The organism is Paracoccus sediminilitoris, assembly GCF_003259195.1.
In the GTDB taxonomy this organism is placed as follows: Bacteria; Pseudomonadota; Alphaproteobacteria; order Rhodobacterales; family Rhodobacteraceae; genus Paracoccus; species Paracoccus sediminilitoris.
Genome location: NZ_QJPK01000026.1, coordinates 1 through 14,561, shown reverse-complemented (window position 1 = coordinate 14,561; position 14,561 = coordinate 1). Strand labels below are relative to the sequence as shown.

The following is a 14,561-nucleotide window of genomic DNA, read 5'->3' as shown; positions in this document are numbered from 1 at the left end:
GGATCGGTGCGCTCACGGTAATCGTTGGTTACGGGCAACGGGGATACGGGGATACGGGGCGTCGGGACGCCGACCTGAAGAGTATCGTCGCGCGCAGGCAGGCCTTGTCCATGGAACAGGGCATTCGGGGTTGCGATGCGGACCGAATAACCGCTGCCGTCATGCCGCTGGTGGTCGATTGTTCCAAGGGCATGATTCCGGCGACCCTGGTCAACCTCCGGCCCGTCGCACAGAAAGCGGGGAACCGCCTGTCACTATATCGGAATGCTGCCGAATGCCCCGTTCGTCTGTTAAACGGTCACATCGAACGATCCGGCACAGAAGATGACAGCCTTGCGTATTCATGAAAGGACACTGACCACAGCGCTGTCGTTGACGGCATTGCCAGCCATGGCAAACCCCGGCAAGGGCAACGGACATGGCGGCCATCATGGGCACAAGGTCCAGCAGCACAGCGGCTGTCCGCCGGGGCTGTCCAAGAAGTCGCCGTCCTGCGTGCCGCCGGGCAGGCCCACCAAAACGACATCCACTATGGCCGCAATGTGGGCGACAGATTGCGCGTGGGCGACTACACGCTGGTGCACGATTACAGCCGCTATGACATCGAACGCCGCGACGACTGGCGCTGTTACCGCGGCGGGGACCGCCTGATCCGCGTGGATGCGCAGACGCAGCAGATCCTGACGATCATCAACTTGACCCGCGTTCTGTTGAACTGACCGGCCCGGGCGGCGCATCCATGAATGCCGCCAGTTCCCCCGGAACCCCTGTCGCCTCGGTTCGTTGGCCCCACAACATGGTGAACGGAACGTCCCGGCCGCGTGGTCGGGATGCGCTTTCCATGATCGGAAACCGTTCGGCCCCCTTTGGCCGGCTGAGAGGTGTCAAGCGCGTGGAGAAGATGACGAAAGACAAACTGGGCTGGGCCATTCCGCTGATGCGGTTGGGATATGCGGGCAAGGGGCTGGTCTATCTGGCCGTCGCGGGCATCTCGCTCTATTCGATCTGGCGGGGCGGGCAGGCGCAGGACACCTCGTCCGCCTTGGGCTGGCTGGAAAACACCCTGTGGGGGGGCGTGACACTGTTTGTCATCCTGTTGGGGATGTTCGCCTATGCCCTGTGGCGCGTCATCGACGCCGCCTTCGATCTGGAAGATTATGGCAGCAAGGCCAAGGGCATCGTGGCCCGGATCGGCATGCTGGTCACCGGCGCCATCCATCTGGGCATCGGCGTTCTGGCCTTTTCCCTGCTGTTCGGCGGCAGCGACCAAGGCCAGGGGTCCAGCATCCCCCGTTATGTCGGGGCGGTGATGCAATGGCCGGGCGGACGCTGGATCATCGGCATCGCGGCCCTGCTGATCATCGGCGCGGGCATCCATTACATGAAGCAGGGATGGACGAACGAATACCGCCAGCAGCTTCAGGCCAACCAGTTCACTACCCGTTGGAATCCGATCCTGAAGGCAGGCCTGATCGCGCATGGAATCGTGGTGGGCGTCGTCGGCCTGCTGTTCCTGTTCGCCACATGGCGGGCCAACCCCCAGCAGGCGGGAGGGACGGGCGAAGCCTTTTCCTGGCTGTCGGGCCAAGTCTATGGCCAGATCCTGGTGATCGGGATCTGCCTGGGATTGGTCGGCTTTGCGGTCTTCTGCTTTGTCAACGCGGCCTACCGCATTGTGCCCAAGGTGTCCGGGCCAGACATCCAAAGCCTGGCGGCCAAGCTGAACAGTTATTCCCGCTAACGGGTTCGGCGGACGGTCCCAAGGGGCCGTCCGTTCATCCGATCGCGATGCGTCCGCTGCTGCAGGATGCGTCTTGCAAACCCCCGCGCCGTGCCTACCATCGCTGGCATGAAGGAACTTACCCTGCGCCAGGTCGAGGTGGTGCGCGCCGTGATGATCGCGGGCACGATCCAAGGCGCGGCCAACCTGCTGAACGTGTCAGCCCCCGGCATCAGCCGGCTGATCAAGCATACCGAGGACGGGCTTGGCATCCGTCTGTTCGAACGACGCGCCGGCGTCTTCGTCCCCGCGCAGGAAGCCCATTCCATCTTTGCCATGCTGGAACAGGTCCACCGCCGGATGGACAACCTGAACGCGGCGGTGGGCGCGTTGCAGAAGGGGCATGATTTTACGCTGTCCTTCGCCTCGGCGCCCTCGATCGCGCAATTCATCGCGGCGCGGGTGATCACCGGCCTGCGGCAGCGCTTTCCCGATCTGGACATCGATCTGGACATCCTGAAGATCGAGGAGACGCTGGATTATCTGCTGCTGGAGGAGGGCGAGGTCGTGATCATGTCCTCGCCGTTGGACAATCCAGCGGTCGAAAGCATTCCCATCTGCGAGGGGCGGATCGTGGCGATCATGCCAGAGGGACATGAGCTGGCGAAAAAGTCCGCCGTGTCGATCCGTGACCTGATCCGCTATCCCTTCATCGGCGTGGACCCCGACGATCCCTATGGGCGCACGCTGGCGCGGCCCTTTCTGGATGCCGGGTTGAACCCCCGCCATGCCATGCGTGGCCGTTTCGCGCAGACCATCGTTAGCCTGGTGCGCCACGGCTTGGGGGTGGCGGTGATCGACGAATTTTCGGTGGCCGAGGTCTATATGCCCGGTCTGGTGCGGCGCCCCTTGGTGGAACCCGCCATCATCACCGCCTGGTCGGTGCAGAAACGCGGTCGCCAGCTCTCCAGCTTTGCCGAACAGACGGTCCATCTGTTCCGCCGCGAATTGGCCAAGGCCCGCGCGCGCGAGACATGGGATCGCGCCCCAGATTAACATCATGTTACGACATCGGCAAAAACAGTATTTGCCGTTAAAGACGGTTTTGCGATATCCCCATGACAAGCCCCCAGTGGACGGGGCCGATCCAAGGGAGGATTACATGCGGAACATCGTTTGCGGCGCGATCGTCGCGCTTGGCCTTGCGGCGGCACCCGCCCTGGCCGAATACCCCGAACGCGACATCCAAGGCATCATCCAATGGGGTGCGGGCGGGTCCACCGACACGGTCAGCCGGTCCGTCACCCCCCACGCCGAGGACATCCTGGGCGCCAAGGTCATCTTGCAGAACGTCACGGGCGGCGTGGGTGCCATCGGCCTGAACCAAGCCGAACGGGCGGATGCCGATGGCTACACGCTGCTGTTCGGTGCGGAAAACCCGCTGCTGTACAAGGTGATGGGGTTGGGCCAGAAGGATTACTCGGACTTTGTCCCGATCAACATCATCGCCCGCGGCATTCCCATTCTGGTCGCCCGACCCGACGCACCCTTCGACACATTCCCCGAGATGGTCGAATACATCACCGCCAACCCCGGAGAGATCCGTTTCGGTTCGACCGGTCCGGGCGGCCTGCCTTCGGTCGTGACCGCCATGATCAACGAAAAGACGCCGCTGGATGTCACGGCCGTCCCCTATGACGGCGACGGCCCGGCGCTGACGGCGCTGCAGGGCGGCGCCATCGACGTGATGCCTGCCGTGCTGGGTGCCGCGCTGGAACCGGTGCGGGCCGGCAACCTGAAGGCCATCGCGATCTTTGATACCGAAGGCGTCGAGCAGCTGCCCGACACCCCGGCCATCACCGACACCAATCCAGAATTCGCCGATATTCTGCCCTGGGGCCCGTTCTTCGGCATCTTCGTCAAGGCTGGCACGCCCGACGACGTCGTGGCCAAACTGACCGACGCCTATGGTCAGGCAGCCCAGAACCCCGACTTCCTGTCGATGATGGACGGCCGCGGCTTCCGCATGCTGTCGCTGACCGGAACCGAGGCGCAGGACTTCCTGGACACCTGGCAAAGCCAGACCGCCTGGATCCTGTGGGACGGCGAGATCGCCAAGAACTCTCCCGAAGACTTCGACATCCCGCGTCCCTGACGCCGACATGTCGCGCTGTCCCGGTGATGCCGGGGCAGCCCCCCATTGCGCCGATGTTGCCCGCGCCGCCCGGTGACCGCAAGGAAGGACCCCTCCATGGACATGCCCCCGAAACGCCGCCCCGGAGAGCTGATCTTCAACGTGGCGATCATGCTTGCCAGCCTGTTCCTGCTCTATTCCGCCTATGGGATTTCGGGGTTCGAGGCCCTATCTTCCCCGGGCGTAATCCCGATGGCCACGACGGCGATCATGGCCATCGCGGGGGTGTTCATCCTGCGCGACACGCTGCGCAAAGGCCGCGGCGACCAGAGCCTGCGTCGCGATATCCTGCCGGCGGTCGTGGTCGTGCCGATCGTGATGATCCTGGGCTATGCGCTGCTGTTGCGGCCCTTGGGGTTCCTGCCCACCTCGGCGCTGTTCCTGTTCATCCTGGTGCGGTTCCTGTCGCGACGGTCCTGGGGCTTCTGCCTGGCCGTGGCCCTGGGCACGGTCATCGTCATCTGGGCCATTTTCCGGCTGATCTTTGCGGTGCTGATGCCGCAAGGGATCGTTCCCGAAGGGCGCATCGTCGCTTTCATCACGTCGCTGTTCTGAGGGCGCCATGGATATCCTGTCAAACCTTCTGATGCCGCTTTTGAACCTGGAACTGCTGTTCCTGATCGGCGCGGGGACCTTTGCCGGCATCTATGTCGGTGCCATTCCGGGCCTGTCGGTGACGATGGCCGTGTCGATCCTGATCTCTTTCACCTTCTCATGGGAGGTCTATCCGGCGCTGGCGCTGATGATCGGCATCTACATGGGGGGCGTCTATGGCGGGTCGCGGACGGCGATCCTGCTGAACATCCCCGGCGCGCCCTCGGCCATCGCCACGGCGCTGGACGGATTTCCGCTGGCCCAACAGGGCCGTGCCGGAGAGGCGATCGGCATCGTCACGGTCGTGTCCTTCATCGGCGGCTTCATCGGCATCTTCGCCCTTGGGGCCTTTGCGCCACTGCTGTCGGATTTCGCCATCGGCTTTCAGCCGCGCGACTTCATGCTGCTGGCGATCATGGGCATCCTGCTGGTCGGATCGCTGTCGGGCGACAGCTTGGTCAAGGGCGTCTTCGCGGGGGCCTTCGGCATCGCCATCGGTGCGGTGGGCATGGACCCGCTGACCATCCAGGACCGCTTCGTCTTCGGCATCGACGAATTGCGCGGCGGAATTTCCTTCGTGGCAGTGATGATCGGCCTGTTCGGCGTGTCCGAGGCCCTGATCCAGATGCACAGCATCCACAGCCCCGCCGTGCGCCAGCGCGTGGCCGGCATCATTCCCAGCTGGGCCAAGGTGCGCAAGCACCTGCCGCTTGGGCTGCAGACATCGACCATCGGCACGATCGTGGGTGCCCTGCCAGGCACGGGCGGCGACATCGCGGCGCTGATGGCCTATGACCACGCCAAGCGTGTGACCCGGAACCCCGAGACCCCCTTCGGCAAGGGCGCGGTCGAAGGCCTGGTCGCCCCCGAAACCGCCAACAACGCAGCCGTCGGCGGCGCCTTCATCCCGATGATGACGCTTGGCATCCCCGGCGACGCGGTCACCGCCATCATGATCGGCGCGCTGTTCATCCACGGCCTGAACCCCGGCCCAATGCTGATGATCGAACAGCCGGACATGTTCTGGTTCATCGTGGGGTCGCTGGCGCTGGCCAACTGCTTCATGCTGCTGTTCGGGCTGACGGGCATCCGGCTGTTCGTCAAGATCGTCGAACTTCCCCGCACCGTGCTGCTGCCCGTGATCATGGTCCTGTCCATCGTCGGCGCCTATGCCATCAACAACAGCCTGACCGATGTTTATTGGATGCTGGGCTTTGGCATCTTGGGCTATTTCATGCGGCTTTACGGCTATCCGCTGGCGCCGATCATCCTGGGGGTGATCCTGTCGCGGCTGCTGGATGACAACTGGCGGCGCGCCATCATCAGCGAACGCGAGGATTTCGGCGCCATGATGATGGGCATCTTCACCAGCCCGCTGTCGCTGTGCCTGTTCTTGGCGGTCGTGATGATCCTGGTCACCAACACGCCCTGGTGGGTGCGCTGGCGCGCCCGCAAGGCCACCGGCCAAACCGTTGCAGAAAGACAAGACCATGACTGAGCCCCTTCGCCTTGGCCTGATCGGCGACAACATCGCGGCGTCGCAATCCCCGCGCCTGCATCGGCTGGCGGGCCGGCAGAACTGCTGCCCGGTCAGCTATGACAGCCTGATCCCCGCCCTGGAGGGGCTGGATTTCGACGCGCTTTTCGCCCGCTGCGCCGTGTCGGGATATCGCGGCATCAACGTCACCTATCCCTACAAGGAGCGAGTGACGGAAAAGCTGCAGATCGACGATCCGCTGGTCAGGGCGATGGGGGCGGTGAACACGGTGCTGTTCGATGCGGATGGCCCGCGCGGGTTCAACACCGATTATTCCGGCTTTGTGTCGGCATACCGGCGTGTGCGGAGCGAGCGGGCGCCGGGGGCTGTGCTGATGATCGGCGCGGGCGGCGTCGGGCGCGCCATTGCCTTTGGCCTGATCGCCTTGGGGGCCACGGAAATCCGCCTGGCTGATCGCGACCTGGCGCGCGCCGAGGCTCTGGCTCGCAGCCTGCGCGACGCACAGCCAAGCGTCACGGTCCTGACAGGCACGGATGCGGCCGCGATGGCGGGTGGCGCAGATGGGCTGGTCAATGGCACGCCCGTCGGCATGGTCGGTTACGACGGCACACCGCTGCCTGCGCTCCTGATGCAGGGTGCTGCCTGGGCCTTCGATGCGGTCTACACGCCCGTCCAGACGCAATTCCTGAGCGATGCCGCTTCGGCGGGCCTGCAGATCATTTCGGGGTACGAGCTGTTCGTGGGACAGGGCGTCGATGCCTGGGCGTTGTTCACCGGCCTGCCCTTGGACGAAGCCCGCCTGCGGGCGGATCTGGCAGCGGGGCATGACACCGAATGAAGACCTCGATCGCCACCGTGTCCCTGTCGGGCAGCCTGACGACCAAGCTGGCCGCCATCGCCGCCGCCGGTTTCGACGGGATCGAGATCTTCGAACAGGATTTCCTGGCCTCGGATTTTGCCCCGGCCGAAGTGGGCCGCATGGTCCGCGACCACGGGCTGGAGATCACGCTGTTTCAGCCCTTCCGCGATTTCGAAGGCCTGCCCGAACCGCATCGGAGCCGCGCCTTCGCTCGCGCCGAACGCAAGTTCGACCTGATGAACCAGTTGGGCACCGACCTGATGCTGGTCTGTTCGACCGTGCATCCGGCGGCCATCGGCGGCATCGACCGCATGGCGCAGGATTTCCGCGACCTTGGCGACATGGCCGCCCGCCACGGCGTCCGCGTGGGGTTCGAGGCGCTGTGCTGGGGCCGCTTCGTCAACGACCACCGCGATGCCTGGGAGGTGGTGCGCCGCGCCGATCACCCGAATATCGGACTGATCCTGGACAGTTTCCACACGCTGGCGCGCAAGATCGACCCGGCCTCGATCCGGGCGATTCCGGGCGACAAGATCTTTTTCGTCCAGCTGGCCGATGCGCCGGCGATCGACATGGACCTGCTGTACTGGTCGCGCCATTTCCGCAACATGCCCGGCGAGGGCGATCTGGACGTGGCAGGCTTCATGCGCGCGGTCACCGCGACCGGCTATTCCGGCCCGCTGAGCCTGGAGATCTTCAATGATCAGTTTCGCGCCGGGCTGCCCCGGCTGGTGGCGCAGGACGGGCATCGCAGCCTGATCGCGGTCATGGATGCGGTGCGGCGGTCGTCGTCCATGGCCATTCCCGGCCTGCCTGACCTTTCGGCCCCCCAACCCGTCGAACGGGTCGAATTCATCGAATTCGCCACCAGCGAGGCCGAAGCCCCCGCGCTGGAGGCCCTGCTGGCCAGTGCAGGCTTTGCGAAATCCGGCCAGCATGTGTCCAAGCAGGTCACCCTGTGGCGTCAGGGCGCGACGAACCTGCTGGTCAACACCGATCCGATGGGGTTTTCGCACAGCTCCTATGTGGCGCATGGCACCACCGTTTCCGAAATCGCGCTGCTGGTCGGGGACGCGCGGGCGGCCTTTTCCCGCGCCACCGCGCTGCTGGCACAGCCCCATCGGCAGGACGCGCCCCTGGGCCAGCTGGCCATTCCCGCCATCCGCGGCGTCGGCGGCAGCGTGATCCGGTTGTTGGATGACCGATCGGACCTGGCCGATATCTGGCAGGTCGATTTCCGCTCGGCCCCCGCGCCGGTCGGGGCGGGCATCACCGGGATCGACCATGTGGGCCAGACGATGGCCTATGACGAGATGCTGAGCTGGACGCTGTTCTATACCTCGATCTTCGACGGGCAGAAGGCACCGATGGTGGATGTGGTGGACCCCGACGGGCTGGTCCGCAGCCAGGCGGTGCAGCTGGGCGGCCTGCGCGTGACGCTGAACGGCGCCGAGGCGCGCCACACCCTGGCGGGCCGCTTCATCGAGGACAGCTTCGGCGCCTCGGTCCAGCACGTGGCCTTTGCCAGTGACGACATCTTTGCCACGGCGGACCGCCTGGCGGATCTGGGATTCGCACCCCTGCGGATCGGGGCCAATTACTATCAGGACATCCAAGCCCGTTTCGGGCTGGAGGACGATCTGGTCGCGCGGATGCAGCGCGCCAACATCATGTATGACGAGGATGCCGACGGCCACTTCTTCCAGCTTTACAGCGAACCCCGCACCGATGGCTTCTTCTTTGAAATTGTCCAGCGTCAGGGCGGGTATGCAGGCTATGGCGCGCCGAACGCGCCCTTCCGCATCGCCGCCCAGAAACGCGCCGCGCGCCCGTCGGGCATGCCCAAACGCTGAGCCGGTGCGCCCTCAGTTGTCCTTGCAGAAGGCTTCATAGAGGGCCGCCATCAGCACCTCCAGATCGGGATCGCTGATCCGGTAATAGATCGTCTGACTTTCGCGCCGCGTATCGACCATTCCGGCCTCGCGCAGCTTGGCCAGGTGCTGGCTCAGGGCCGATTGGCCCAAGCCCACCGCCTGCTGCAGCGTCCCCACCGACCGTTCCCCCTTGGCCAGTTCGCACAGGATCAGCAGGCGCTTGGCATTGGCGACCAGTGCCAGCCGCCCTGCGACGTGATCGGCCCGCTGTTGCAGGATCCGCGAGGCCTGATCGTCCAGTTCCATTATATTAGCCTTGACTGAATTAGCGTTATTTAATATATACAGCATCGGGCACCGCAGGACAAGTGGCGCCGCCATGATGGAGAACGGCCATGCAGATCGTGACACAGACCGCATTCACGCCTTGGGCATCCCTGGGCGGCGGCATCCTGATCGGCCTCAGCGCGGTGATGGTCATGGCCCTTTTCGGGCGCATCGCCGGGATCGCGGGCATATCGCAAGGTGCCCTGGGCGCCATCGTGCCCCTGCAGGGTGCCGCCCGTGACAGGGATTGGCGATGGGCCTTCCTGCTGGGACTGCTGGCGGCACCGCTGGCCATTCTGGCCTTCGGCGGCAGCGTAGTTCAGACCGTCCCGCAGAACCTGCCCGCCATGGGCATTGCGGGTCTGCTGGTCGGCGTCGGCACCGCATTGGGGTCGGGATGCACCTCGGGGCACGGGGTCTGCGGGCTTGCCCGGCTGTCGAGGCGGTCGCTGGCGGCGGTCGCCACCTTCATGGCGGCGGGTTTCGTCACCGTCTTTGTCATCCGCCACGTGATGGGGGGTCTGTGATGCGCATCCTATGGGGCTTTCTCTCTGGCCTGGTCTTCGGGCTGGGGCTGGTGATCTCGGGCATGTCTGACCCAGCCAAGGTTCTGAACTTCCTGGACCTTGCGGGCAGCTGGGACCCCAGCCTGGCCTTCGTCATGGGCGGGGCCACCATCACGACCTTTCTGGGTTACCGCATGGCATGGCGGCGCCCGGCGCCCGTTCTGGACACATCCTTCGACATTCCCACGAACCGCAGGATCGACAGGCCCCTTCTGACGGGCGCGGCGCTGTTCGGAATCGGTTGGGGGATCGGCGGCTTCTGTCCCGGCCCCGCCTTCACCGCACTTCCCCTGTTGGCACCAGGCACCTTGGTCTTCGTGCCGGCCATGCTGGTCGGCCTGTGGATCGGCGCCCGGATCAAGGCCCGCGGGCTTTCCGACATGAAAGGAGCATCAGCATGAGCCGTTCGAAACTCAAGCAACCGGTCGTTCGTCATTCGCCGTCCCGCGGCGCAGGCAGCCCCGATGTCTGGGGCATCTATGAACCCGATACCGGGTCCATCCAGTATATCTGCGCCGACCCCGCCACCCGCAAGGCGGCGCTGATCGACGTGGTCTGGAACCTGGACCCGCGCAATTATCGCTTTTCGACCACCAGCATGGATCAGGTGCTGGACCTTGTCGGCAAGCATGGTCTGAGCGTCGAATGGGTTTTGGACACCCATCCCCATGCCGATCACGTCATGGCCTCGGCCCATCTGCGCGATCGAACGGGGGCACCGACCGCCATCGGCGAAAAGGCTCCCGACATCGCCCGCATCTGGGCCGATCTCTATCACCTGCCCGACGCCTTCGATCCGCCCCGCGATTTCGACCGCCTGTTTGCCGATGGCGAGACCTTCCGCATCGGCGATCTGGAAGTGGGCGTGATGCTGTCGCCCGGTCACACGCTTGGGTCCGTCACCTATGTCTGCGGCGATGCGGCCTTTACCCATGACACGCTGATGCAGCCCGATGTCGGCACATCGCGCGCCGATTTCCCCGGCGGCACCACCGAAGAGCTGTGGGACTCGATCCAGGCGATCCTGGCCCTGCCCGGTGACACGCGGCTGTTCGTCGGCCATGATTACGGCAGCGACACCCGCGACGAACCCGAATGGGAGGCCACCGTGGCGCAGCACCGCGCCGAAAACCGCCATGTCAAGGACGGCACCGACCGTGACGACTGGATCAAGCGGCGCAACGAACGCGACGCCACGCTGCCCTTGCCCGACCGGATCATGGCAGCGCTGCAGATCAACCTGCGCGGCGGCCGCCTGCCCCCGACCGAGGCCGATGGTCACAGCTATCTGAAGATTCCCGTCAACCGCTTCTGAGGAGAGGGCGCATGGCACCGAAAGCCCGCGGCCTGTGCCGGTTCCTGCCGATCCTGGACTGGGGCCGCCGCTATGACCGGCAGGCCCTGGTGGGCGACGGGATGGCGGCGGTGATCGTGACGATCATGCTGATCCCGCAATCGCTGGCCTATGCCATGCTGGCGGGCCTGCCGCCGGTTGTCGGGCTTTACGCCTCGATCCTGCCGCTGCTGGTCTATGCGCTGTTCGGCAGCAGCCGTACCCTGTCGGTGGGACCGGTGGCGGTGGTGTCGCTGATGACCGCAACCGCGGCCGGCGCCGTCGCAACGCCGGGCAGCCCCGAATACCTGGCCGCAGCGTTGGCGCTGGCGCTGCTGTCGGGGCTGATCCTGCTGGCCATGGGTATCTTTCGGCTTGGCTTTGTGGCGAACCTGCTGTCGCACCCGGTGATTTCAGGCTTCATCACTGCTTCCAGCCTGCTGATCGCGGCAGGCCAGTTGAAGCATATCCTGGGCATCAAGGCCGAGGGCCATACCCTGGTCCAGATCCTCCCCTCGCTGCTGGGTAACCTGGGGCGGACGCATCTGCCGACGCTGATCATCGGGATGGCGGCGACCGCATTTCTCTTGTGGTCGCGGCGATGGTTGAAACCGACGCTGCAGGCGCTGAACGTGCCGGAAGGGGTCGCCGCACTGGTGTCGCGGACCGGGCCGGTGATGGTGGTGATCGCCTCGATCATTGCGGTGACGGTTCTGGATCTGGCCGCACGAGGCGTGGCCGTGGTGGGCGACATTCCACGTGGCCTGCCGCCCCTGTCGCTGCCTGCGATGGACCTGTCGCTGTGGATCACGCTGCTGCCCGCCGCCACGCTGATCGCGCTGATCGGCTTTGTCGAGTCAGTCTCGGTCGCGCAGACCCTGGCGGCCAAGCGGCGGCAATCAATCGCCCCCGACCAGGAGCTGATCGGGCTGGGCATGGCAAACCTGGCGGCGGCCCTGACCGCGGGCTATCCTGTGACGGGCGGTTTCGCACGCTCGGTGGTCAATTTCGATGCCGGCGCCCAGACCCCTGCGGCGGGGGCCTTCACCGCCATCGGCATCGCACTGGCATCCGTTTTTCTGACGCCGCTTCTGTATCACCTGCCGATCGCGGTGCTGGCTGCCACCATCATCGTCGCGGTGCTGGGCTTGGCCGATTTCGGCGCGCTGCGGCGGACCTGGAAATACGCCCATGCCGATTTCGCGGCGCTGGCCGCGACCCTGCTGGTCACGCTTGGCGTTGGCGTCGAGGCGGGGATCATGGCCGGCGTCGCAGTCTCGGTGCTGCTGCACCTCTGGGCGGCCTCGCGCCCGCATGTCGCGGTGATCGGCCTTGTGCCGGGCACCCAGCATTTCCGCAACGTGAACCGACACGATGTCCTTTGCACCCCTTCGGTCCTGGGCCTGCGCATTGACGAGAGCCTGTTCTTCGCCAATGCCCGCGCCATTGAGACCGTCATCCAGCAACAGGTTGCCGACCGGCCCGACCTGCGCCACGTCGTGCTGAACTGCGCCGCCATCAACAGCATCGATGCCAGCGCGCTGGAAAGCCTGGAGCTGATGATGCACCGGTTGCATGATGCGGGCATCCAGTTGCACCTGTCCGAGGTCAAGGGCCCGGTCATGGACCGACTGAAGCGCAGCGACTTCATGCATCACCTGACAGGCGGGGTGTTCTTGTCGCATTATCAGGCGCTTATGCAACTTGTCCCCGAACTTGGACGAATATCGCGGGCAGTATGACGGTTCAGGTGCCGTTCCCGGCTGCGTCAAGGCCCAGATGTAATAACTAGCCGTGTGGCGTTGCCGGTCTGGGGCTTCCCCAGCCCATTCGACAAGTTTCAGCGTTCAATCAAACGCTTCCATCAGCATATCCACGGCAATGAATATATCGGGGTCACCCATTCCATTGGCCCATTTGACCACCGAAACGATCAGTTATCAGCTTGGGATATAGCAGATGAAGCTACGGTCAGAACGGGGCAGTGGCGGCCAATGCGATTGCGGAGAGGTAGGTCTCCGGACACTTGGTGCTACGCGTCGCGCCACGTCTCCAGTGTTTCAGCCACCCGAACATGATCTCTATGCGATTGCGCCTTTTGTAGCGGCACTTGTCGTATTTAACGGTCTTCTTACAAGACTATCGACCGGAAATGCAGGCTTTTATTCCTCTGTCTGGCACTGTTTGTCAAAGCCGGTCAGCGTCATAGCCCCGGTCTGCCCGAAACCAATTGACCTGTACAGGCTGTCCAGAAGCGCCGCTGCGCCGGTATAATCACTGAGCTGTCTCGCCAACATGAAGTCGCCTTTCGCATCGGTGACGGCGAACAGCTTTGTGTTCATTCCGCCTTTCGTTCGACCGGTCTGGCGATCGCGCCCCCTTTTTTGTACCCATTCTGCAAGCCGTGTGGTGCGCTTTCAGATACTTGCCCAAGAACACTAGAACGTATGGCGTTCGCCTGCTCACTTTGATCATGATTGTCTTCGGATCGGTTGCATCGGCGGCCAAGCCCACCATGATCCGGGAGAAGACACCGTCATCGCTCCAGCGCTTCCAACGGTTATAGAGCGTCTTCGCCGGTCCATATTCCTTTGGTGCGTATCACCTTCGCAAGCCGTTGCGATTGATGAGAATAATTCCGCCGAGGACCGGCCGATCATGGACAAGTGGCCTGCCATGGCTCTTTGGAAAGAAAGGGCGAAGCTGCGCCATCTGCGCTTGGATCAGCCAGAACAAGTTGCTCATAGATCAGGTCTAATTGCAGCGGTTTTAATGACGAAATCGGTCCAAAATCAGTGGGTCTGGATCCAAAAGTTTTTGCTCAACCTCTCTTCCACGCTAATGTGGTCTTCGTAGCTGTAAGAATACCCCTGCACTCCATAGAAAATGAAGGGCGGCAGAACCGAGAAGCCCATGTAGTGCATCAAATATTGTAGGGGCCAGAGCGTCGTGTCGAGATTACAACCCCGGCTTCCGGGGCCGAAAGCTGCGCGTAGGTCACCCGTGGTGACGGATACGATTGCGTGGTTCACCATAAAATAACCTGCACCGTAGCGCATTCGGCTAGTATATAAGCTTCCGCTCACTGGGATCTGCGGTCTTTGCACCCTCGGTGCGGGGCTATTGAACAACGAACTCTGCATCGGCCGGCTGGTGTGGAACCGACCGCACTATGTGAAGGACCCGGGCACCGGCCGCCGTGTCTCTCGACTGAACCCGCCTGAAGCGCTGATTATCACAGAGGTCCTTGAACACAGGATCATCGAAGGGGAGCCTTGGGAGCAGGTGAAGGGACGGCAGTGGGAGATCGATCAGGACCCGCGTATCACGGCGATCAAGGCCACGCGCTTCTGGGAGAAGAAGGGCCAGATCCACCTGCTGACCGACCTTCTGCGCTGCGGGACCTGCGGTGGAGGGTTTGCCGCCGTCGGCCGGGACTATCTGGCCTGCTCGGCCGCGCGCAAGCTCGGCACCTGCACGCAAAGGACATCCATCCGCCGTCCCGTGCTGGAAGAAGCGGTGTTGAGGCTGACCTGAGCCCCGCATTCTCCTCCGGTTTGAGATAGAATCCGCTTCAAACCGAGGAGACGGAGGAT

16 protein-coding genes and 1 pseudogene are annotated in these 14,561 nt (G+C 64.0%); 14 read left to right on the top strand and 3 right to left on the bottom strand.

Going from position 1 to position 14,561, the window contains the following annotated elements; genetic code table 11:
- Positions 1–110 precede the first annotated feature (110 nt).
- The 9 genes from DKT70_RS17825 (at position 111) to DKT70_RS14975 (ending at position 8,718) form a co-directional block, all read left to right on the top strand.
- Positions 111–347, top strand: a complete 237-nt coding sequence (locus tag DKT70_RS17825; protein WP_146612650.1) for a hypothetical protein — start codon at positions 111–113, stop codon at positions 345–347.
- A 195-nt stretch (positions 348–542) separates the two neighbouring features.
- Complete coding sequence (locus tag DKT70_RS18075; protein ID WP_158530071.1) at positions 543–719, top strand: hypothetical protein; 177 nt, start codon at positions 543–545, stop codon at positions 717–719.
- 182 nt (positions 720–901) lie between these two features.
- On the top strand, positions 902–1,741 hold the full coding sequence (locus DKT70_RS15005; protein WP_111559934.1) for a DUF1206 domain-containing protein: 840 nt from the start codon (positions 902–904) through the stop codon (positions 1,739–1,741).
- A gap of 108 nt (positions 1,742–1,849) precedes the next feature.
- The gene (locus DKT70_RS15000; protein ID WP_111559933.1) at positions 1,850–2,776 is read left to right on the top strand and encodes a LysR family transcriptional regulator; all 927 of its coding nucleotides are present in this window, start codon (positions 1,850–1,852) and stop codon (positions 2,774–2,776) included.
- Between the two features lie 106 nt (positions 2,777–2,882).
- Entirely contained in the window at positions 2,883–3,875 is a 993-nt protein-coding gene (locus tag DKT70_RS14995) for a tripartite tricarboxylate transporter substrate binding protein (protein WP_111559900.1), read from the top strand.
- 96 nt (positions 3,876–3,971) lie between these two features.
- The gene (locus DKT70_RS14990) at positions 3,972–4,469 is read left to right on the top strand and encodes a tripartite tricarboxylate transporter TctB family protein (protein ID WP_111559899.1); all 498 of its coding nucleotides are present in this window, start codon (positions 3,972–3,974) and stop codon (positions 4,467–4,469) included.
- A gap of 7 nt (positions 4,470–4,476) precedes the next feature.
- Positions 4,477–6,006, top strand: coding sequence for a tripartite tricarboxylate transporter permease (locus tag DKT70_RS14985; RefSeq protein WP_111559898.1), 1,530 nt, complete (start codon positions 4,477–4,479; stop codon positions 6,004–6,006).
- Positions 5,999–6,844: a shikimate dehydrogenase family protein gene (locus DKT70_RS14980; protein WP_111559897.1), complete on the top strand. Its 846-nt coding sequence runs from the start codon at positions 5,999–6,001 to the stop codon at positions 6,842–6,844. Before DKT70_RS14985 ends, DKT70_RS14980 begins: the two co-directional genes overlap by 8 nt.
- Positions 6,841–8,718, top strand: a complete 1,878-nt coding sequence (locus tag DKT70_RS14975) for a bifunctional sugar phosphate isomerase/epimerase/4-hydroxyphenylpyruvate dioxygenase family protein (RefSeq protein ID WP_111559896.1) — start codon at positions 6,841–6,843, stop codon at positions 8,716–8,718. The genes DKT70_RS14980 and DKT70_RS14975 overlap by 4 nt, the downstream gene beginning before the upstream one ends.
- Before the next feature lie 12 nt (positions 8,719–8,730).
- On the opposite strand, the gene DKT70_RS14970 is transcribed toward DKT70_RS14975, so the two are convergent.
- On the bottom strand, positions 8,731–9,045 hold the full coding sequence (locus tag DKT70_RS14970; RefSeq protein WP_072298145.1) for an ArsR/SmtB family transcription factor: 315 nt from the start codon (positions 9,043–9,045) through the stop codon (positions 8,731–8,733).
- Between the two features lie 89 nt (positions 9,046–9,134).
- Here DKT70_RS14970 and DKT70_RS14965 point away from each other — a divergent pair, with 89 nt between their 5' ends.
- Genes DKT70_RS14965 through DKT70_RS14950 form a run of 4 tightly spaced genes read left to right on the top strand, consistent with a single transcriptional unit; the run spans position 9,135 to position 12,707 of the window.
- Entirely contained in the window at positions 9,135–9,593 is a 459-nt protein-coding gene (locus DKT70_RS14965; RefSeq protein WP_111559895.1) for a YeeE/YedE family protein, read from the top strand.
- Positions 9,593–10,033, top strand: a complete 441-nt coding sequence (locus DKT70_RS14960; RefSeq protein WP_111559894.1) for a DUF6691 family protein — start codon at positions 9,593–9,595, stop codon at positions 10,031–10,033. The genes DKT70_RS14965 and DKT70_RS14960 overlap by 1 nt, the downstream gene beginning before the upstream one ends.
- Positions 10,030–10,947 carry an MBL fold metallo-hydrolase gene (locus tag DKT70_RS14955; protein WP_111559893.1) on the top strand — a complete coding sequence of 306 codons (918 nt, stop codon included), beginning with the start codon at positions 10,030–10,032 and terminating at the stop codon, positions 10,945–10,947. Before DKT70_RS14960 ends, DKT70_RS14955 begins: the two co-directional genes overlap by 4 nt.
- 11 nt (positions 10,948–10,958) lie before the next feature.
- Positions 10,959–12,707: a SulP family inorganic anion transporter gene (locus tag DKT70_RS14950; RefSeq protein ID WP_111559892.1), complete on the top strand. Its 1,749-nt coding sequence runs from the start codon at positions 10,959–10,961 to the stop codon at positions 12,705–12,707.
- Positions 12,708–12,936: 229 nt separating this feature from the next.
- On the opposite strand, the pseudogene DKT70_RS14945 reads toward DKT70_RS14950, so the two are convergent.
- A pseudogene (locus DKT70_RS14945) lies at positions 12,937–13,710 on the bottom strand (IS5 family transposase).
- A 47-nt stretch (positions 13,711–13,757) separates the two neighbouring features.
- Entirely contained in the window at positions 13,758–14,024 is a 267-nt protein-coding gene (locus DKT70_RS14940; RefSeq protein WP_267895663.1) for an NAD(P)H-dependent oxidoreductase, read from the bottom strand.
- A gap of 64 nt (positions 14,025–14,088) precedes the next feature.
- Here DKT70_RS14940 and DKT70_RS14935 point away from each other — a divergent pair, with 64 nt between their 5' ends.
- Complete coding sequence (locus DKT70_RS14935; RefSeq protein ID WP_233490601.1) at positions 14,089–14,502, top strand: zinc ribbon domain-containing protein; 414 nt, start codon at positions 14,089–14,091, stop codon at positions 14,500–14,502.
- Positions 14,503–14,561 lie beyond the last annotated feature (59 nt).

Coding starts and splice junctions, on each gene's coding strand:
- DKT70_RS14965 (WP_111559895.1), top strand. CDS start 9,135: ATGCAGATCGTGACACAGACCGCATTCACGCCTTGGGCATCCCTGGGC.
- DKT70_RS14995 (WP_111559900.1), top strand. CDS start 2,883: ATGCGGAACATCGTTTGCGGCGCGATCGTCGCGCTTGGCCTTGCGGCG.
- DKT70_RS14940 (WP_267895663.1), bottom strand. CDS start 14,024: ATGCGCTACGGTGCAGGTTATTTTATGGTGAACCACGCAATCGTATCC.
- DKT70_RS15005 (WP_111559934.1), top strand. CDS start 902: ATGACGAAAGACAAACTGGGCTGGGCCATTCCGCTGATGCGGTTGGGA.
- DKT70_RS14980 (WP_111559897.1), top strand. CDS start 5,999: ATGACTGAGCCCCTTCGCCTTGGCCTGATCGGCGACAACATCGCGGCG.
- DKT70_RS14985 (WP_111559898.1), top strand. CDS start 4,477: ATGGATATCCTGTCAAACCTTCTGATGCCGCTTTTGAACCTGGAACTG.
- DKT70_RS14950 (WP_111559892.1), top strand. CDS start 10,959: ATGGCACCGAAAGCCCGCGGCCTGTGCCGGTTCCTGCCGATCCTGGAC.
- DKT70_RS14975 (WP_111559896.1), top strand. CDS start 6,841: ATGAAGACCTCGATCGCCACCGTGTCCCTGTCGGGCAGCCTGACGACC.
- DKT70_RS14955 (WP_111559893.1), top strand. CDS start 10,030: ATGAGCCGTTCGAAACTCAAGCAACCGGTCGTTCGTCATTCGCCGTCC.
- DKT70_RS15000 (WP_111559933.1), top strand. CDS start 1,850: ATGAAGGAACTTACCCTGCGCCAGGTCGAGGTGGTGCGCGCCGTGATG.
- DKT70_RS14960 (WP_111559894.1), top strand. CDS start 9,593: ATGCGCATCCTATGGGGCTTTCTCTCTGGCCTGGTCTTCGGGCTGGGG.
- DKT70_RS14990 (WP_111559899.1), top strand. CDS start 3,972: ATGGACATGCCCCCGAAACGCCGCCCCGGAGAGCTGATCTTCAACGTG.
- DKT70_RS17825 (WP_146612650.1), top strand. CDS start 111: ATGGAACAGGGCATTCGGGGTTGCGATGCGGACCGAATAACCGCTGCC.
- DKT70_RS14970 (WP_072298145.1), bottom strand. CDS start 9,045: ATGGAACTGGACGATCAGGCCTCGCGGATCCTGCAACAGCGGGCCGAT.